This is a genomic window from Pseudomonas sp. SJZ080 (assembly GCF_007828295.1).
GTDB lineage: Bacteria > Pseudomonadota > Gammaproteobacteria > Pseudomonadales > Pseudomonadaceae > Aquipseudomonas > Aquipseudomonas migulae_A.
In genome coordinates, this window is sequence record NZ_VIUK01000003.1 from 327318 (window position 1) to 345582 (window position 18265).

Here is an 18265-nt window from a genome sequence, read left to right on the forward strand (position 1 = left end):
CGACGCCCTTGGGCTCAGGTGCGCTCGGCCCAGGCCGCGCTGCTGAAAAATTTCATAGTGACCGCATGGATGCTGCCATCGGTGATCCATGGGTTCAAATGGGCATAGACCTGCTGCTGACGCTTCACCGGGCTCAACGCCGCCAGTTCATCGCTAATCACGTTCAGCTGAAAGTTGCAGCCTTCGCCTTCAACTTCCACCTGTGTGTTCGGCAGCTTTGCTTCAAGGAAGCTCTTCACTTCTACGGCCTGCATGCTCAACCTCAATCGGCGCCCTGTGCGCGCGGGTCGGACATCATACAAAAAAGCCCCGCGCCTGCGAACCCCGCGAAGCAGGACTCTGACGGGGGGCCTTCTTATCGATGCGGTTAGGGATGCGCCAACAGCTCGGTCAATTCGCTGACCTGAGCAATTTCACGCATGTCTTCGGGCATTGCACGGATGCTCAGCGGCTTGCCGACCTCCTGGGCATCACGCATGAAACACAGCAGCAGCGACAAGCCGACACTGCTGGACTTCAACACCGCCGAACAATCCACCACCAATGCGGCGGCCTTGCTGGCCTTGATCAGCGCCTGGCCCTGCTTGCGCAGGCCCGGGCCAGTGCGGTAGTCCAGCATCCCGCTTAGCATCAGCTCGCCGGATTCGCTCATGCGAATGGCCGATACACTCATTGGGCTTGCTTCTCGGGGGTTTGCTTCTCGCTGGCTTCCTTGGCTTTGGCGACTTCACCGGCCCAACCATTGATGGTCTTGTCCAGGTCGTTGCCATTGCGCTGCATCGCATCAGCGAACTGATCACGGAACAGCTTGCCGATGTTGATGCCATTGATGATCACGTTGCGCAGCTTCCACTCGCCATTGATCTTTTCGAGCGTGTAGGACACAGGATAGATCGCGCCGTTGCTGCCCTTGACCGTCATGCCAACGCTGGTGCGGTCTCCCGACTCGTCTTTGGCCGGATCAACGGTGATGCCCTGGTTGTTGTACTCAAGCAAAGCATTGCCATAGAACTGGAACAGGCCCTTCTTGAAGTTTTCTTCGAAGGTTTTCATCTGTGCCGGCGTGGCCTTGCGCGAATATTTGACCGTCATGATGCTCTTGGAGATGCCCTCGGCATCCACCACAGGGCCGACGATGGTGTTCAGCGCCGTGTAAAAGTCCTGCGGATCCTGTTTGTACTTCTCTTTGTTGGCGGACAGATCAGCCAGCAAACGGGTCGTGGTGTCCTGTACCAGTTCGTGCGCGGAAGGCGCCGCCACGGCGTTAGCCACCAACGGCAGAGCCGTGAGTAATACCAACAGGCCACGTCGCAAGGTAGAGATCATTCAAAAGCTCCTCATTTGGCGTCTTTGCTAACGGTATTGAGCAGGAATTTACCGATCAGGTCCTCAAGCACCAGCGACGACTGGGTGTCGTGGATGGTTCCACCATCCTTGAGCAGGCCTTCTTCGCCGCCCACGCTGATACCGATGTATTTCTCGCCCAACAGGCCAGCAGTCAGAATAGATGCAGTGGAGTCAGTCGGCAGGTTATCTACGCGCTTTTCCAGTTGCATCGTCACCCGACCGGTGAAGCTGTCGCGGTCCAGATCGATCGCCGTGACCTTGCCGATGGTCACGCCGGCCATGGTCACTTTAGCTCTGACCGTCAAACCGGCGATATTGTCGAAATAGGCATAAAGTTTATATGTATCGGTGGTTGCGCTCGGGGACAGGCCACTCACCCGCAACGCCAGCAACAGCAAAGCCAGGATGCCAGCCAGCAAGAAAAGGCCGACACCGATTTCCAGGGTGCGGTTTTGCATCAGAAATCTCCAAACATCAAGGCGGTCAGAATAAAGTCCAGGCCGAGTACAGCCAACGAGGCATACACAACGGTCTTGGTAGTGGCACGACTGATCCCCTCGGATGTGGGCTCGCAGTCATAGCCTTGGAATACGGCGATCCAGGTCACGACAAAGGCGAAGACGATACTTTTGATGATGCCGTTGAGCACATCGTCAGTGAACGTCACGCTGTTCTGCATGTTGGACCAGTAGGAACCTTCATACACACCCAGCCAGTCGACAGCCACCCACGAACCGCCCCAGATACCCACCACGCTGAAAATCATCGCCAGCACCGGCAGGGAAATGAAGCCGGCCCACAGGCGCGGGGCAATGATGTACTTGAGCGGGTCGACACCAATCATTTCCAGACTGGACAGCTGTTCGGTGGATTTCATGTTGCCGATTTCAGCCGTCAGGGCCGAACCGGCGCGTCCGGCGAACAGCAATGCCGTGACCACAGGCCCCAGTTCGCGCAGCAAGGTCAGGGCAACCATCTGCCCGACCGCCTGTTCAGAACCGTAGCTGGACAGAATGTTGAAGCCTTGCAGCGCCAGCACCATGCCGATGAACACCCCGGAGACCACAATGATCACCAGGGACATCACGCCCACCGAATGCAGTTGCTTGATCAGCAGGCCGAAACCGCCGCCGATGCCGCCTCGACCGAGCAAGGCATGAAACAGGAATATCGTCGAACGGCCGAACACCGCCAGCACGTCGATGCCGGCGTGGCCGAACCGGCGCACGCGTTCTATGAGTGAAATCTTGCGCATCAACGCTTCCCCAGAAGATCTGCGCGGAAATCCGTCGCTGGAAAGTGGTATGCGACCGGGCCGTCAGGTTCGCCGGTCATGAATTGGCGAATCCGTGGCTCCTGCGAGTTCATCAGCTCCTCGGGCGTGCCCTGCCCCAATACCTGGCCTTCGCCGACCACGTAGATGTAGTCAGCGATGCTCGCGGTCTCGGCCAGGTCGTGGGAGACCACGATGCTGGTGATGCCCAGGGCATCGTTGAGCAGGCGAATCAAACGCACCAAGACGCCCATGGCGATCGGGTCCTGACCGACGAATGGTTCGTCATACATGAGAATCTGCGGATCGAGGGCAATCGCCCGGGCCAGTGCGACACGACGCTTCATGCCGCCGGACAGTTCGTCAGGCATCAGGTCGATGGCGCCACGCAGGCCCACGGCCTGTAATTTGAGCAAGACAATGTCCCGGATCATTTCTTCCGGAAGCTCGGTATGAACGCGCAGGGGAAAGGCAACGTTCTCGAACACGTCGAGATCGGTAAACAGTGCGCCACTCTGAAACAGCACACCCATGTGTTTACGCGCATCGAACAAATCACTGCGCGACAGTTTCGGCAGGTTCTGACCGTTGACCCAGACTTCACCCTTGGTCGGACGCAATTGGGCGCCCATCAAACGCAACAGCGTGGTCTTGCCACACCCGGAAGGCCCCATGATGCCGGTGACCTTGCCGCGCGGAATACGGATATCGACGTTATTGAAAATGCTGCGCGCACCGCGCTTGAAGGTCAGTCCCTTCAGCTCGACCGCGTAGGCGTTATCGGCACTCATCTAAACTCCTTGCGATGCAGCCTCTCACTCGGACGCCTGACTTTCTGACGAAAGCACATACCTCCCCGGGCAGGCCGAACTGGCGGCGAACTATATCACTGCAAAGGCAAAGCGCCCAAGGGCCAAGCCGGGTCATGTTCAGCGACATGGCGTGCAAATGCTTCATTTAAAGGGATTCGGTAACAGGGAATGTCAAAGCGCGACGAACTTGCGTGAGGGTTTCGATCATTACCGCTATAATCGCCGCCTTTTCATCAGGCTATACGATTTCTGACATGAGCCAATCCAGCGACCTGATTCAATCAGCACAACGCACCATCCGCCTCGAACTGGAAGCCGTACAAGGCTTGCTGCCCCATATCGACGCAGATTTCGTACGCGCTTGCGAGATGATTCTGGGCAGCAAAGGCCGCGTGGTCGTGGTCGGCATGGGCAAATCGGGGCACATCGGCAACAAGATTGCCGCCACCCTGGCCAGCACCGGCACCACGGCGTTCTTCGTGCACCCGGCCGAAGCCAGCCACGGCGACATGGGCATGATTACCCGCGACGACATCATCCTGGCCCTGTCGAACTCCGGTTCCACCAATGAAATCGTCACCCTGCTGCCGCTGATCAAACGCCTGGGCATCAAATTGATCAGCGTGACCGGCAACCCCGACTCCCCGCTGGCCAAGGCTGCCGAGGTCAATCTCAACGTGCATGTCGAACACGAAGCCTGCCCGCTGAACCTGGCACCGACATCGTCGACCACCGCCGCCCTGGTCATGGGCGATGCCCTGGCCGTTGCGCTGCTCGAAGCCCGCGGCTTCACCGCTGAAGACTTCGCCTTTTCCCACCCCGGTGGCGCGCTGGGCCGACGCCTGCTGCTGAAAGTGGAAAACGTCATGCACGCCGGGCAGGAGTTGCCGCAAGTCCAGCGCGGGACGCTGCTCAAGGACGCGCTGATGGAAATGACCCGCAAGGGCCTGGGCATGACCGTTATTCTGGAAGCCGACGGCAAACTCGCCGGGATCTTCACCGACGGCGATTTGCGCCGCACCCTGGATCGCAGCATCGATATTCACAGCGCCACGATCGACCAGGTCATGACCGCCCACGGCAAGACTGCCCGCGCCGAGATGCTCGCCGCCGAGGCCTTGAAAATCATGGAAGACCATAAAATCAACGCACTGGTCGTGGTCGACAGCGAAGACCGCCCGGTCGGCGCCTTGAACATGCACGACTTGTTGCGCGCGGGAGTAATGTAATGAGCACGGACCTGCTGCAACGCGGCAAACAGATCAAACTGGCGGTATTCGACGTCGACGGCGTCCTGACCGACGGACGCCTGTACTTCCTTGAAGACGGCAGCGAATTCAAGACCTTCAACACACTCGACGGCCAAGGCATCAAGATGTTGATGGCAGCCGGCGTGCAGACCGCTATCATCAGCGGCCGCAAGACCCCGGTAGTCGAGCGCCGGGCGAAGAACCTCGGCATTCCCCACCTGTATCAGGGTCGCGAAGATAAACTGGTGGTGCTGGACGAACTTCTCGCCCAACTCAACCTAAGCTATGAGCAAGTCGCCTACCTCGGTGACGACCTGCCAGACCTGCCGGTGATTCGCCGCGTCGGCCTGGGCATGGCGGTGGCCAATGCCGCCAGCTTCGTGCGCGAACACGCCCATGGCATCACCCAGGCCCGTGGCGGCGAGGGTGCCGCCCGCGAATTCTGCGAACTGATCTTGCGCGCCCAAGACCGCCTCGATGCGGCCAACGCTGCGTACCTGTGAGCCAACTATGCTGAGCAAGAAATTTCGCAACATCCTGGTGTTCGGTTGCATCGCAGCGATTTTTGCGGCGGTCGGCTACTGGAACATCAGCCCGGAGCGCTTCCTCGACAAGCCGGCGGTCAAGGTCGACGAGACCAGGATCGACTGGTACGCGACCAACACGCACACGCTCCAGTATCTCGAAGACGGCAAATTGCAGTACGAAATGACGTCTGACAAAGCCGAGCACTTGAAAGCGACCGATGTCACCCTGGTCACCAAACCGGACCTCAACATGTTCCGGGGCACCGAGTTCCCGTGGCACGTGACCAGCGAGCACGCCGAGGTGAACTCCGGTGGCACTGAAGTCGAGTTGATCGACAACGTGCGCGTGAAGCGTACCGACGAAAAGAATCGCGACACCCTGATCACCAGCACCCGCATGACAGTGTTCCCGCAACAGCAATATGCGCAGACCGATCAACCCGTTAGAATCGACGGCGCTGGTGGTGTCTCGACTGGCAAGGGAATGAAAGCGTATTTGAAAGAAAGCAGGATACACCTGCTATCGAACGTAAGAGGACAGTATGAGGCTCGTTAAAACTCTCCCTATTTTGCTCGGTCTGGGCGCAGCACTGGGAAGCGTGAGCGCCTGGGCTCTGCCGAACGATCAACAGCAGCCTATCCGTATCCAGGCCGACGATGCCCAACTGGACGACAAGAATGGCGTTGCCACCTACACCGGCGACGTGATCATCACCCAGGGCTCGATGAAGGTTACCGGCAACAAGGTCACCATCACCCGCACCGCGGCCGGTGACATTGACGTGGTGACTTCGGTGGGCAACCTGGCCTACTTCGAGCAACTGCAGACCGCTGGCGACACCAAGCCGGTTCAGGGCTACGGCGTCACTATCCAGTATCACGCCTCGCAAGACCGCGTCGTGCTGATCGACAAGGCGAAAGTCATCGACAAGGACGGCAACGTTACCCAAGGCGAGAAAATCGTCTACGACACCAACAAAAAGCTCGCCAGCGCCGGCCGTGCCACAGGCACCAACGTGACCGAGTCGCGTCCGCGCATCGACATGGTGATCCAGCCGAAAAAGAAAACCGAAGAGCAAAAGGCCCCGTAATGGCAACTCTGAAAGCTCAGCATCTGGCCAAGAGCTACAAGAGCCGTCAGGTCGTGCGCGACGTCAGCCTGTCCATCGACAGCGGTCAGATCGTCGGCCTGCTTGGCCCTAACGGTGCCGGCAAGACCACTTGCTTCTACATGATCGTCGGCCTGGTCCAGGCCGATCAGGGCCGCGTCCTGATCGACGATCTGGACGTCAGCCACCAGCCGATGCACGGTCGTGCGAAGGCCGGTATCGGCTATCTCCCGCAAGAAGCGTCGATCTTCCGCAAACTCTCGGTCGCCGACAACATCATGGCGATCCTCGAGACCCGCAAGGAACTCGACAAGGCCGATCGTCGCAAAGAACTGGAAAGCCTGCTGCAGGAATTCCACATCAGCCACATCCGCGACAACCTCGGCATGAGCCTGTCCGGTGGTGAACGCCGCCGCGTGGAAATCGCCCGGGCACTGGCAACCAACCCGAAATTCATCCTCCTCGACGAACCCTTCGCCGGCGTGGACCCGATTTCGGTGGGCGACATCAAGCAGATCATCTACCACCTCAAGGCCAAGGGCATTGGCGTGCTGATCACTGACCACAACGTCCGTGAAACCCTGGATATCTGCGAAACCGCCTACATCGTCAACGATGGCCAGCTGATCGCCGAAGGTGACTCTGCCACCATCCTGGCCAACGACCTCGTGAAAGAAGTCTATCTGGGCCATGAGTTCCGCCTTTAAGCACTGAGGTGTCTGGCTGGTTGCCCGAGCGCCTGTCTCGATAAAAAATCAATACTTTTTTATTGTTACAGCGCTCTAGGCAAACGCTGCAGTTTCGGGCATATAATTTGCTTATGTTTGGCGCTCCGGCGCCCTGTAGTGGATGGCGCATGTGCGCCGGCGAATAAGGTGTTTAGCCCCTGCCATGAAACCATCGCTAGTCTTGAGAATGGGCCAGCAGCTGACGATGACACCGCAGCTGCAACAGGCCATCCGCCTGCTCCAATTGTCGACCCTGGACCTGCAACAGGAAATCCAGGAGGCCCTGGAGTCCAATCCGATGCTCGAACGCCAGGAAGAAGGCGACGACTTCGATAACACCGACCCTTTGGCCGACAAAGCCGAACAGCAACCCAACGCCGACGTCTCAGAACCCTCGTACCAGGAAACCGCCCCGACGGTGGACAACCTCGATGAGGGCGACTGGAACGAGCGTATCCCCAACGAATTGCCCGTCGACACTGCATGGGAAGACGTCTACCAGACCAGCGCCAGCAGCCTGCCGAGCAACGATGACGACGAGTGGGATTTCACCACCCGCACATCGGCCGGTGAAAGCCTGCAAAGCCACCTGTTGTGGCAACTGAACCTTGCGCCGATGTCTGACACCGATCGCCTGATCGCCGTGACCTTGATCGATTGCATCAACAATCAGGGCTACCTGGCCGAAACCCTCGAGGAAATCCTCGAAGCCTTCGATCCGGAGCTCGACATCGAACTGGATGAGATCGAAGCCGTCCTGCATCGCATCCAGCAATTCGAACCGGCCGGTATCGGTGCCCGCAACCTCGGTGAATGCCTGCTGTTGCAATTGCGTCAGCTGCCCGCCAAGACACCTTGGCTGGCCGAGGCCAAGCGCCTGGTCACCGACTACATCGACTTGCTCGGCAGCCGCGACTACAGCCAACTGATGCGCCGCATGAAGCTCAAGGAAGATGAACTGCGCCAGGTGATCGAACTGGTCCAGAGCCTCAACCCACGCCCAGGCTCGCAGATCGAGTCGAGTGAAGCCGAATACGTCGTTCCCGACGTGATCGTGCGCAAGGACAACGAGCGCTGGCTGGTAGAACTGAATCAGGAATCGGTGCCCCGCCTGCGGGTCAACGCCCAATACGCCGGTTTCGTGCGCCGCGCCGACACCAGCGCCGATAACACCTTCATGCGCAATCAGTTGCAGGAGGCCCGCTGGTTCATCAAGAGCCTGCAGAGCCGTAACGAAACCCTGATGAAAGTTGCCACCCAGATCGTCGAGCATCAGCGCGGTTTTCTGGAATACGGCGACGAAGCGATGAAACCGTTGGTGTTGCATGACATCGCCGAAGCGGTGGGCATGCACGAATCGACGATTTCCCGGGTGACCACGCAAAAATTCATGCATACCCCTCGGGGCATATATGAGCTGAAATACTTTTTTTCCAGCCACGTCAGCACCTCCGAAGGCGGCGAATGCTCGTCCACGGCGATCCGCGCGATCATCAAAAAACTGGTTGCGGCGGAAAATCAGAAAAAGCCGTTGAGTGACAGCAAGATCGCTGGTTTACTGGAGGCACAAGGCATTCAGGTGGCTCGCCGCACCGTCGCCAAGTACCGCGAATCCCTCGGGATCGCGCCTTCGAGCGAACGCAAGCGGTTGATGTAGAGCCACGCCACAGCGTTCCAGTGGTAGATCATCTGATCTACCGCTTTATGCACTGGCAACGAAGGAGAAGCTGTATGCAAGTCAACATCAGTGGACACCAACTGGAAGTGACCGAACCTCTTCGCACCTACATCGGCGAAAAACTCGAACGATTAGAGCGGCATTTCGACAAGATCACCAACGTGCAAGTCACGATGACGGTCGAGAAGCTGAAGCAGAAAATCGAAGCCACACTGCATATTCCCGGCAATGAAGTGGTCGCAAACGCGGAACATACCGACATGTACGCGGCGATCGACGCGCTGACCGACAAGCTGGATAAACAACTCAAAAAGCATAAGGAAAAGACCCAAAGCCTCCTCCAGGGCGCGACCGGTCGTTAACACTCCCAACCCATGATCCGACTTGAAAGCATCCTGACCCCCGGCCGTTCCCTCGTGAACGTGCCGGGCGGCAGCAAAAAGAAAGCCCTCGAGCAAATTGCCAACCTGATCGCCCGGGAAGTGCCGGATCTGGAGATGCAAGATGTCTTCGAGGCTTTGATTGCCCGTGAAAAACTTGGCTCGACCGGTTTTGGTAACGGTATAGCTATCCCCCACTGTCGGTTGAAAGGTTGCACCTTGCCCATCAGTGCCTTGATGCACCTGGATGCTCCCATCGATTTCGACGCCATCGACGGCGCTCCGGTCGACCTGCTGTTCGTTCTGCTGGTCCCGCAAGCGGCCACCGATGCGCACCTGGAATTGCTCCGCCAGATCGCCAGCATGCTTGATCGCAAGGAAGTCCGTGATCGCCTGCGTAGCGCCGCGAGCAATGAAGCCTTGTACCAGGTTGTCCTGGACGAGCAAAACAGGCACTAATCATGCGCTTGATCATCGTCAGTGGCCGCTCCGGCTCAGGTAAAAGTACCGCACTCGATGTTCTCGAGGACAACGGCTATTACTGCATAGACAACCTGCCTGCCGGGCTGCTGCCGGAACTGGCCGAACGTGCGTTGATTCATACCGAGCTGGCTCAGCCGCTGGTTGCCGTCTCCATCGACGCACGCAACTTGCCGAGTCACCTGAGCCGTTTTCCGGAACTGCTCGCAGAAGTTCGCAGCCGGCATATCCAGTGCGATGTCCTGTACCTGGATGCCGACGAAGAAACCTTGCTCAAGCGCTTTTCGGAAACCCGCCGTCGTCACCCGCTAAGCAGCGCCAATCGCTCGCTGGCCGAGGCGATCAACGACGAAACCAACCTGCTCGGGCCGATTGCCGACCTCGCCGATCTCAAGGTCAACACCACCAACCTGAACCTGTATCAGCTTCGCGATACCATCAAGCTGCGCCTGCTGAACCAGCCGGAACCCGGCACCGCGTTTCTGGTGGAGTCCTTCGGGTTCAAGCGCGGCATGCCGGTGGACGCCGATCTGGTGTTCGACGTGCGCTGCCTGCCGAATCCCTATTGGAAGCCGGAGCTACGCGACCAGTCCGGACTTGATCAACCGGTTGCCGATTACCTGGCAGCCCAGCCGGACGTCGAGGAGATGTTCCAGGACATCTCCACGTACCTGCTTAAATGGCTGCCCCGCTTTGCCGCCAGCAACCGTGCTTATGTCACCATTGCCATTGGCTGCACCGGCGGGCATCACCGCTCCGTCTACCTGACCGAACGTCTGGGTCAGGTCCTGCAAAAATCCCTGAAGAACGTCCAGGTCCGCCACCGCGACCTCAGCTAAAGGATTCACATCGCGATGCCTGCTCTGGAAATCGAAATCATCAATAAGCTGGGCCTGCATGCCCGCGCTTCTGCCAAGTTCGTTGGGGTGGCAGGTCAGTTTCCTTGCCAGATCAGAGCAGGGCGTACACCTGAGACCATGGTCGATGGCAAAAGCATCATGGCCATGATGATGCTGGCTGCAGGCAAAGGCACCAAGATCCATCTGAGAACGGAAGGCGAGCAGGAACAGGAAGCGATGGACGCCTTGGTGGCGTTGATCAACAACTTCTTCGACGAAGGCGAATAAAAAGATCGCAGCCTTCGGCAGCTCCTGCGTGTGAATGCAATCTCATGCAGGAGCTGCCGAAGGCTGCGATCTTTTTTCAGGCGAGCGCGGTATCCATCACCATCATCAAACAAAACCCGATCAACAGCCCAAGGCTGGCCAGCTTGTCGTGACCATGGCGGCGCGACTCGGGAATGACTTCATGGGTCACCACCAACAACATGGCCCCGGCCGCCAGTGCCAGGCCCAACGGCAAGAGCAACTCGGCCAGGCTCACCAGCCAGGCGCATAACAGCGCAAAGACCGGCTCGACCAATCCTGACGCCGCACCGATCAGGAACGCCTTGACCCGCGACATCCCGGCCCCGGCCAACACCAACGCAATCACCAGCCCTTCGGGCACATCCTGTAACGCAATGCCCATGGCCAGACTGTCGGCGTCAGGCATGCCACCGCCCGCCGAGACACCGACCGCCATGCCTTCTGGAATGTTGTGGGCAATGATGGCAAACACGAACAACCAGATCCGTGGCGGAATGACCGGCCGTTCCAGCGTGCCGACGAGCATTTCCGGCGATGCGCCAGATACCTTTCGATCCACCAGAAACAACCCGAACGCCCCCAGCATGACGCCGAAACTGATCAGCCCGCTGGCCGCCCAAGGCGTCAGCCCCAGGCTTTCAGCCGCAGCGATACCCGGAACGATCAGCGAAAACGCCGTCGCCGCGAGCATCACCCCGGCACCGAAGCCGAGCAGCGTATCGCTGAGCGCCTGGGGCATGCGCCGAATCACCAGCACCGGCACCGCGCCCAAGGCCGTACCCAGCGCACAGATCGCTCCGCCCTGTAAGGCGCGCAGCAGTTTGGGTTCAAGATCCAGCCACGCCAGGCCCTGGGCGACCAACAAGCTCATACCCGCCAACAGTAACAGCGACCCCAATGCGTAACGAAACATCCGCCCACTTCCGATCGCCAGTGTTTCAGTGCCCATAGTCAGCCCTGGATTTTTTTATAGAAGACTTAAACCAGTGCAGCCTGATAGCGCGCAGCGACTTCAGGCCAATTGATCACGTTGTAAAACGCGTTGATGTATTCCGGGCGACGGTTTTGATATTGCAGGTAATAGGCGTGCTCCCAGACATCCAGGCCGAGGATGGGGGTATTGCCGCTCATCAACGGACTGTCCTGGTTGCCGCTGCTTTCCACGACCAGGGTCTTTTGCGGCGTCACACTCAGCCAGGCCCAGCCGCTGCCGAAACGGGTCAGCGCGGCTTTGGTGAACGCTTCCTTGAAACGGTCGAGACCACCCAGTTGGTCGTCGATCGCCTTGGCCAGCTCGCCGTCCGGCTGACCGCCGCCGTTGGGCACCATGACTTCCCAGAACAGCGAATGGTTGGCATGACCGCCCCCCTGATTGATCACTGCTGCGCGGAGTTTTTCCGGCAGTTGCTGAACGGCAGCCACCAGTTTTTCCACCGGCCACTCGGCAAACTCGGTGCCTTCGACCGCAGCGTTCAGGTTGTTGATGTAGGTTTGGTGATGCTTGGTGTAGTGGATTTCCATGGTCTGCGCATCGATGTGCGGTTCCAGGGCATCGTAGGCGTACGGCAAGGCAGGCAAGCTAAAAGCCATTTCAATGGACTCCATGATGTAGAGGTGCTGCGGGCGACGCGGCATCGGTGTGCAGCAAACGATGAGTTCGTGGGTATTCGCCGTGCTCGCTGATGAAATTCAGCAGTTCGACGTAGGTTTTGCTGCTCTGACGCAGCGCTGCTTCGCGTAATGCCGGCGCCAGTCGCGGGTCCTGCATGGTCTTCAACAGCCGCTGGTGGATGGCGCACAGGTATTCGGCGCTCTCCTCCGGCTGGTTCAGACGCAAATGCAGGTCCGCCAGGTTGTGGTGGGAAATGACGCAGGCCGCCACCGCTTCGTCGGCGTCCACCCAGCGCTCGAATAACACCTGGGCCAGGGCCAATGCCTGCAGATAAGCCTCGCGGGCATCCACCAGTTCGCCCAGCATGAAACAGCGGTTTGCCCTTTCGATCGTGCGTTTCCAGTGCTCCATGGTGAGCCTCCAAAGCGGTTGAGGTGATTACACGCCGCCTGCGGTGAGTTTTTCCGGATTGAGCAACTCTTCCAGTTCGCTACGCGTCAGGTCGGTGTGTTCCAGAGCGACATCGATCACCGGCCGGCCTTGCTGATAAGCCTTCTTGGCGATTTCAGCAGCTTTTTGGTAACCAATGATCGGGTTGAGTGCAGTGACCAGAATCGGGTTGCGCGACAGCGCTTCCTTGAGCCGGGCTTCGTTGACCTTGAAGCTGGTGATAGCCTTTTCACCCAGCAGATGGCTGGCGTTGGCCAGCAACTCGATGCTGCTCAGCAGGTTCTGGGCAATGATCGGCAGCATCACGTTCAGCTCGAAGTTGCCCGACTGGCCAGCGATGGTGATGACTGTGTCATTGCCGATGACTTGGGCGGCGACCATGGCGGTGGCTTCCGGGATCACCGGATTGACCTTGCCGGGCATGATCGACGAGCCCGGCTGCAAGGCCTCGAGTTCGATTTCACCGAGACCGGCCAGCGGACCGGAGTTCATCCAGCGCAAGTCGTTGGCGATTTTCATCAGTGAAACAGCGGTGGTTTTCAGTTGCCCGGAGACCGCAACGGCGGTGTCCTGGGAGCCAATCAGTGCGAACAAATCGATGCCCGGCGTGAATCGCACCTGCGTCAGTTGGGTCAGCTGCTGGCTGAAAAGCCCGGCAAACTCGGGATGCGCATTGATACCGGTGCCCACCGCCGTGCCGCCTTGCGCCAGGGATTGCAGGCTCGGCAGCAGGTCCTGCAGATGGCCGATATTGGCCTTGAGCTGTTGCGCCCAACCGTTGAGCACCTGGCTCATGCGAACTGGCATCGCATCCATCAAATGAGTGCGGCCGGTTTTGACGTGGTGATGAACCTCTTCGGCCTTGTGCTCGATCACCTGCACCAGACGCACCAGCGCCGGCAGCAGTTGTTCATGCAACGCCAGCGCAGCGCTGACGTGGAGGGTGGTCGGGATGATGTCGTTGCTACTCTGGCCGCAATTGACGTGATCGTTGGGGTTCACCGGCTCGCCGAGCAGACGGCTGGCGAGGGTCGCGATCACTTCGTTGGCGTTCATGTTGGAACTGGTGCCGGAACCGGTCTGGAAGATATCCACCGGGAAGTGCTGCATGAAGTCGCCCTGCAGCAAGCCCAGTGCCGCGTCGACGATGGCTTTGCCCTGGGGTTCGCTGATCTGCTTGAGTTCGACGTTGGCTCGGGCAGCGGCGGCCTTGGCCAGGATCAGTGCGCGGATGAATTGCTCCGGCATCGGTCTGCCGCTGATCGGGAAGTTATTCACCGCACGCTGGGTCTGTGCGCCATAGAGGGCGTCCACCGGGACCTGGAGCTCGCCCATGCTGTCGCGCTCAATACGAGTCTTGTTCATCAGAAAATCCTTGCACCAGTTCTATGAGAGGAATCGAAGGCTGCAACTCGCAGGTCGCCAGTTGCCAGGTGTAGCTTTGCCAGCGCTTGAGGCGGCACTTGCAGAGGGAGAGGCGTTCGAGTTCGCGCAGCGGGCGCCACGCCTGATCCAGGCAATAAGTCCGCCAGTGCCAGGGCAGCGCGACATCGGTGGCGGTGTCGATCAGCAAACGGAAGGAAGTTTCGGCGATGGTCCAGGGTGAGGTCGCCGTGCAGCACGCCAGATACCGGCCTTCAGCCAGGTAATGTTCGATCAGGCGAGGCTCGTCGGGATCCATCGCACAGCGGATCTGGCGACTCATCCAGCGCCAGTTTTCGAGGTAGGGCTGCTCATGCAAGGCAGAACTCATGATCCGGGGCTCATTCGGTAATGAGATTTATTATTAGATGATAATGATAACCAATACAAGCCCGGAGTATGGTCCCTTGTAGGAGCCGGCTTGCTGGCGATGGCGATCTGGCATTCAGCATTGATGTCGACTGATTGACCGCAATCGCCAGCAAGCCGGCTCCTACAGGTGTGCTATGCGGGCACAAAAAAAGGCGCGCCCCCCCATTGGGTGGCGCGCCTTTTGTGTAGCGGTCGCGGGTTAGCTGCCTGCGACTGTCATCCGCTCGATCAGCACCGAACCCGTGCGAATGTTGCTGCGCAATTCCAGGTCGTTACCCACCGCAACGATCTGCTTGAACATGTCGCGCATGTTGCCGGCGATGGTCACTTCCTGGACCGCGAACTGGATCTCGCCGTTCTCGACCCAATAGCCCGCCGCACCACGAGAGTAATCGCCGGTGACCATGTTCAGGCCCTGGCCCATCAACTCGGTGACCAGCAAGCCACGGCCCATGCGCCGCAGCAAGGCCGCCTGATCTTCTTCGCCGTGGGTAACGAACAGGTTGTGCACGCCGCCAGCGTTGGCGGTGCTCGGCATGCCGAGCTTGCGACCGGAATAGGTGCCGAGGATATAGGACACCAACTCACCCTTTTCGACGAACGGCTTGGCATACGTCGCGAGGCCATCGCCATCGAACGCCGAACTGCCCATGGCGCGCATCAGGTGCGGGCGCTCATCGATCGTCAACCATTCCGGGAACAACTTCTGCCCAAGGGTGCCTTCCAGGAACGACGATTTGCGATACAGGCTGCCGCCGGAAATCGCCGAGAGGAAACTGCCGAACAAACCGCCGGCCAGTTCCGCGGAGAACAAAACCGGCACTTCACAGGTCGGCACCGGACGTGCGCCCAGACGGCTCGCTGCACGCTGTGCTGCACGCTGGCCGATGCTCACCGGGTCAGTCAGCAAATTGCCCTGGCGGTTAACGTCGTACCAGTAATCTCGCTGCATCTGGCCATCGGCCTCGGCGATCATCACGCAGCTCAGGCTGTGACGAGTCGAGGCGTAACCGCCAATGAAACCGTGGCTGTTGCCATAAACGCGGCAGCCCTGGTGAGTGCTGAGGGTAGTGCCGTCGGCGTTCTTGATCCGGCTGTCGGTGGCAAACGCTGCCGCCTCACAGTTCAAGGCCATCTCGATGGCTTGCTCCGGTGTGATGTCCCATTGATGGAACAGGTCGAAATCCTGCAGATCCTTGGCCATCAGCGCAGCATCCGCCAGGCCGGCGGCTTCGTCTTCGGAGGTGTGTTTAGCGATGGCCAGCGCTGCAGCTACGGTTTCACGGATCGCGTCCGGGCCACTGGCCGAAGTGCTGGCCGAGCCCTTGCGCTGGCCAACATACAAGGTGATGCCGAAGCCCTGATCGCGGTTGAATTCAACGGTTTCGACTTCGCGCTGGCGTACAGAGGTCGACAGGCCCTGTTCCAGGGACACCGCCACTTCACAGGCACTGGCGCCCTGGCGCTTGGCTTCAGCGATGATCTGCTCGACTTGTTCTTGCAGTGCCGGCAACGCTTGTGGGCCGACGCTTTCAACTGCACTCATGCTGTTCTCCACTCAAATTCTGCTTTCGGTAAAGGCCTTCGAGCGACCGGGCCGGACAAGCGGCCCCCGACTGGTTATCATGGCGGCGTTTCTTTGCGGACGGCCACCATGGTTGATTCTTACGACGACTCCCTCGATACGGGAGAAAAAAGCAAATCCCAGGTTAAACGCGAGCTGCATGCTCTGGTTGACCTCGGCGAACGCCTTACAACGCTCAAGCCTGACTTGCTGGCAAAACTGCCGTTGACCGACGCCATGCGCCGGGCACTGGCCGATGCGCCCAAGCACACCGCGAATATCGCGCGTAAACGGCACCTTATGTTCATCGGCAAACTGATGCGCGATCAGGACACTGACGCCATTCTGACGTTGCTCGATCAACTCGATGCCTCTACCCGGCAGTACAACGAACGTTTCCATGGTCTGGAACGCTGGCGCGATCGCTTGATCGCGGGCGACGATGCAGTCCTGGAGAAGTTCGTGCTCGACTACCCGGAGGCTGATCGTCAGCAGTTGCGCTCCCTGATCCGTCAGGCCCAGCACGAACTGGCGACCAACAAGCCGCCGGCATCGAGCCGTAAAATCTTCAAGTACATCCGTGAGCTGGACGAGACTCAACGCGGTCTGCGTTAAGTCCCTTCTCGGGTGAGTCGCCACGCGGCTCACCCGAAGCTCCATCCCTTACGATCCTGTGCCACCCACAGTGATCGCATCGATTTTCAGCGTTGGCTGGCCGACACCCACCGGCACCGACTGCCCGTCCTTGCCGCACGTGCCCACGCCGCTGTCCAGCGACAGATCGTTACCGACCATCGACACCTTGCTCATCGCTTCAGGCCCGTTGCCGATCAACGTCGCGCCTTTGACCGGCGCTGTAATCTTTCCGTCTTCGATCAGGTACGCCTCACTGGTGGAGAACACGAATTTGCCGCTGGTGATGTCCACCTGACCACCGCCAAGGTTGGCGCAGTAGATGCCGCGTTTCACCGACGCAATGATTTCCGCCGGATCGCTTTCGCCCGCCAGCATGTAGGTGTTGGTCATACGTGGCATCGGCAGGTGCGCGTAGGACTCGCGACGACCATTGCCTGTGCGGGCCACGCCCATCAGGCGCGCATTGAGCTTGTCCTGCATGTAGCCTTTGAGTACGCCGTTTTCGATCAGCGTGGTGCACTCGGTTGGCGTGCCTTCGTCGTCGACGCTCAGCGAGCCGCGGCGACCGGCCAGCGTGCCGTCATCGACGATGGTGCAGAGTTTGGATGCGACCATCTCGCCCATACGCCCACTGTAAGCAGAGCTGCCCTTGCGGTTGAAATCACCTTCCAGACCGTGGCCGACCGCTTCGTGCAGCAGCACACCGGACCAGCCCGAACCCAGTACCACCGGCAACGTACCGGCCGGCGCGGGAATGGCTTCAAGGTTGACCAGCGCCTGACGCAGCGCCTCACGGGCGTAGCTCATCGCGCGGTCTTCGGCGAGGAAATAACGGTAATCGGTACGACCGCCGCCGCCATGACCGCCACGCTCGCGGCGACCGTTCTGCTCAACGATCACGCTGACATTAAAACGCACCAACGGCCGCACATCCGCCGCCAGGCTGCCGTCAGTCGAAGCAACAAGAATGCGTTCCCAGACACCGGCCATGCTCACGGTCACTTGCTGGATACGCGGATCGAGGGCGCGAGTGGCGACGTCGATACGCTTGAGCAGCTCGACTTTCTCTGCACGGGTCAGCACTTCCAATGGGTTATCCGGCCCGTACAACTGGGCGACATCCTGAGTGGTGAACGCCTGCACCGTGCCGTTCTGCCCGGCGCGGGAGATCGAGCGCGCGGCACGCGCCGCTGCGCCCAAGGCTTCCAGGGTGATCGCATTGCTGTAGGCAAAACCGGTTTTTTCACCCGATTGCGCGCGAACGCCAACGCCTTGGTCAAGGTTGAAGCTGCCTTCCTTGACGATCCCGTCTTCCAGCGCCCACGACTCGGAAATCTGCCCCTGGAAATACAGGTCGGCGGCATCGATGCCCGGGCCGGCCAGATCGCCGAGCACACCCTGCAGGCTCTCGATAGTGACGCCGCCGGGCGCCAAGAGGTGTTCACTGACTGAGGACAACAACTCGCTCATATGCTTT

Annotated in this window: 24 protein-coding genes; 11 read left to right on the plus strand and 13 right to left on the minus strand. The window is 59.4% G+C overall.

Annotated elements, in window-relative coordinates:
• Nucleotides 1-14: 14 nt before the first annotated feature.
• The 6 genes from FBY04_RS06325 to FBY04_RS06350 form a co-directional block, all read right to left on the minus strand.
• Nucleotides 15-254, minus strand: a complete 240-nt coding sequence (locus FBY04_RS06325; protein ID WP_084318119.1) for a BolA family protein — start codon at nt 252-254, stop codon at nt 15-17.
• 113 nt (nt 255-367) lie between these two features.
• Nucleotides 368-673, minus strand: coding sequence for a lipid asymmetry maintenance protein MlaB (locus tag FBY04_RS06330; protein WP_084318118.1), 306 nt, complete (start codon nt 671-673; stop codon nt 368-370).
• On the minus strand, nt 670-1326 hold the full coding sequence (locus FBY04_RS06335; RefSeq protein WP_084318117.1) for a phospholipid-binding protein MlaC: 657 nt from the start codon (nt 1324-1326) through the stop codon (nt 670-672). The genes FBY04_RS06330 and FBY04_RS06335 overlap by 4 nt, the downstream gene beginning before the upstream one ends.
• Before the next feature lie 11 nt (nt 1327-1337).
• Entirely contained in the window at nt 1338-1805 is a 468-nt protein-coding gene (mlaD, locus tag FBY04_RS06340; protein ID WP_010463308.1) for an outer membrane lipid asymmetry maintenance protein MlaD, read from the minus strand.
• On the minus strand, nt 1805-2602 hold the full coding sequence (mlaE, locus tag FBY04_RS06345) for a lipid asymmetry maintenance ABC transporter permease subunit MlaE (protein ID WP_084318116.1): 798 nt from the start codon (nt 2600-2602) through the stop codon (nt 1805-1807). The genes mlaD and mlaE overlap by 1 nt, the downstream gene beginning before the upstream one ends.
• Complete coding sequence (locus FBY04_RS06350; protein WP_084318115.1) at nt 2602-3411, minus strand: ATP-binding cassette domain-containing protein; 810 nt, start codon at nt 3409-3411, stop codon at nt 2602-2604. Before FBY04_RS06350 ends, mlaE begins: the two co-directional genes overlap by 1 nt.
• A gap of 275 nt (nt 3412-3686) precedes the next feature.
• Between FBY04_RS06350 and FBY04_RS06355 the strand changes: the two genes are divergently transcribed.
• The 10 genes from FBY04_RS06355 (at nt 3687) to FBY04_RS06400 (ending at nt 10711) form a co-directional block, all read left to right on the plus strand.
• Nucleotides 3687-4661 (plus strand): KpsF/GutQ family sugar-phosphate isomerase, encoded by a 975-nt coding sequence (locus FBY04_RS06355; protein WP_084318114.1) that lies wholly within the window; start codon nt 3687-3689, stop codon nt 4659-4661.
• On the plus strand, nt 4661-5185 hold the full coding sequence (locus FBY04_RS06360; protein ID WP_084318113.1) for an HAD family hydrolase: 525 nt from the start codon (nt 4661-4663) through the stop codon (nt 5183-5185). The genes FBY04_RS06355 and FBY04_RS06360 overlap by 1 nt, the downstream gene beginning before the upstream one ends.
• Nucleotides 5186-5192: 7 nt before the next feature.
• Nucleotides 5193-5765 carry an LPS export ABC transporter periplasmic protein LptC gene (gene lptC, locus FBY04_RS06365; protein ID WP_084318112.1) on the plus strand — a complete coding sequence of 191 codons (573 nt, stop codon included), beginning with the start codon at nt 5193-5195 and terminating at the stop codon, nt 5763-5765.
• Nucleotides 5752-6300, plus strand: a complete 549-nt coding sequence (lptA, locus tag FBY04_RS06370) for a lipopolysaccharide transport periplasmic protein LptA (RefSeq protein WP_017336542.1) — start codon at nt 5752-5754, stop codon at nt 6298-6300. The genes lptC and lptA overlap by 14 nt, the downstream gene beginning before the upstream one ends.
• Nucleotides 6300-7025: an LPS export ABC transporter ATP-binding protein gene (gene lptB / locus FBY04_RS06375; RefSeq protein WP_017336541.1), complete on the plus strand. Its 726-nt coding sequence runs from the start codon at nt 6300-6302 to the stop codon at nt 7023-7025. Before lptA ends, lptB begins: the two co-directional genes overlap by 1 nt.
• A gap of 184 nt (nt 7026-7209) precedes the next feature.
• Nucleotides 7210-8703 carry an RNA polymerase factor sigma-54 gene (locus FBY04_RS06380; RefSeq protein ID WP_145314804.1) on the plus strand — a complete coding sequence of 498 codons (1494 nt, stop codon included), beginning with the start codon at nt 7210-7212 and terminating at the stop codon, nt 8701-8703.
• A gap of 74 nt (nt 8704-8777) precedes the next feature.
• Nucleotides 8778-9086 carry a ribosome hibernation-promoting factor, HPF/YfiA family gene (gene hpf / locus FBY04_RS06385; protein WP_007941242.1) on the plus strand — a complete coding sequence of 103 codons (309 nt, stop codon included), beginning with the start codon at nt 8778-8780 and terminating at the stop codon, nt 9084-9086.
• A gap of 12 nt (nt 9087-9098) precedes the next feature.
• Nucleotides 9099-9563, plus strand: a complete 465-nt coding sequence (gene ptsN / locus FBY04_RS06390; protein ID WP_084318110.1) for a PTS IIA-like nitrogen regulatory protein PtsN — start codon at nt 9099-9101, stop codon at nt 9561-9563.
• Between the two features lie 2 nt (nt 9564-9565).
• Entirely contained in the window at nt 9566-10423 is an 858-nt protein-coding gene (gene rapZ / locus FBY04_RS06395) for an RNase adapter RapZ (protein ID WP_084318109.1), read from the plus strand.
• 15 nt (nt 10424-10438) lie between these two features.
• A complete protein-coding gene (locus FBY04_RS06400) occupies nt 10439-10711 on the plus strand; it encodes an HPr family phosphocarrier protein (RefSeq protein WP_145314805.1) in 273 nt (90 codons plus the stop codon).
• Between the two features lie 76 nt (nt 10712-10787).
• Here the strand turns inward: FBY04_RS06400 and FBY04_RS06405 are convergent, their stop codons facing one another.
• The 6 genes from FBY04_RS06405 to pmbA form a co-directional block, all read right to left on the minus strand.
• Nucleotides 10788-11681 (minus strand): ZIP family metal transporter, encoded by an 894-nt coding sequence (locus FBY04_RS06405; protein ID WP_145314806.1) that lies wholly within the window; start codon nt 11679-11681, stop codon nt 10788-10790.
• A 29-nt stretch (nt 11682-11710) separates the two neighbouring features.
• Nucleotides 11711-12322, minus strand: coding sequence for a superoxide dismutase (locus FBY04_RS06410; RefSeq protein WP_084318106.1), 612 nt, complete (start codon nt 12320-12322; stop codon nt 11711-11713).
• Between the two features lies 1 nt (nt 12323).
• Nucleotides 12324-12755, minus strand: a complete 432-nt coding sequence (locus tag FBY04_RS06415; protein ID WP_084318105.1) for a hypothetical protein — start codon at nt 12753-12755, stop codon at nt 12324-12326.
• A gap of 27 nt (nt 12756-12782) precedes the next feature.
• A complete protein-coding gene (locus tag FBY04_RS06420; protein ID WP_145314807.1) occupies nt 12783-14159 on the minus strand; it encodes an aspartate ammonia-lyase in 1377 nt (458 codons plus the stop codon).
• A complete protein-coding gene (locus tag FBY04_RS06425; RefSeq protein WP_145314808.1) occupies nt 14140-14547 on the minus strand; it encodes a FagA protein in 408 nt (135 codons plus the stop codon). The genes FBY04_RS06420 and FBY04_RS06425 overlap by 20 nt, the downstream gene beginning before the upstream one ends.
• Before the next feature lie 240 nt (nt 14548-14787).
• Entirely contained in the window at nt 14788-16134 is a 1347-nt protein-coding gene (gene pmbA / locus FBY04_RS06430) for a metalloprotease PmbA (protein WP_084318102.1), read from the minus strand.
• Nucleotides 16135-16242: 108 nt separating this feature from the next.
• On the opposite strand from pmbA, the gene yjgA reads away from it, so the two are divergent.
• Nucleotides 16243-16767 carry a ribosome biogenesis factor YjgA gene (gene yjgA / locus FBY04_RS06435; RefSeq protein WP_007901505.1) on the plus strand — a complete coding sequence of 175 codons (525 nt, stop codon included), beginning with the start codon at nt 16243-16245 and terminating at the stop codon, nt 16765-16767.
• Between the two features lie 48 nt (nt 16768-16815).
• Here the strand turns inward: yjgA and tldD are convergent, their stop codons facing one another.
• Nucleotides 16816-18258 (minus strand): metalloprotease TldD, encoded by a 1443-nt coding sequence (tldD, locus tag FBY04_RS06440; RefSeq protein ID WP_017336530.1) that lies wholly within the window; start codon nt 18256-18258, stop codon nt 16816-16818.
• Nucleotides 18259-18265: the final 7 nt, after the last annotated feature.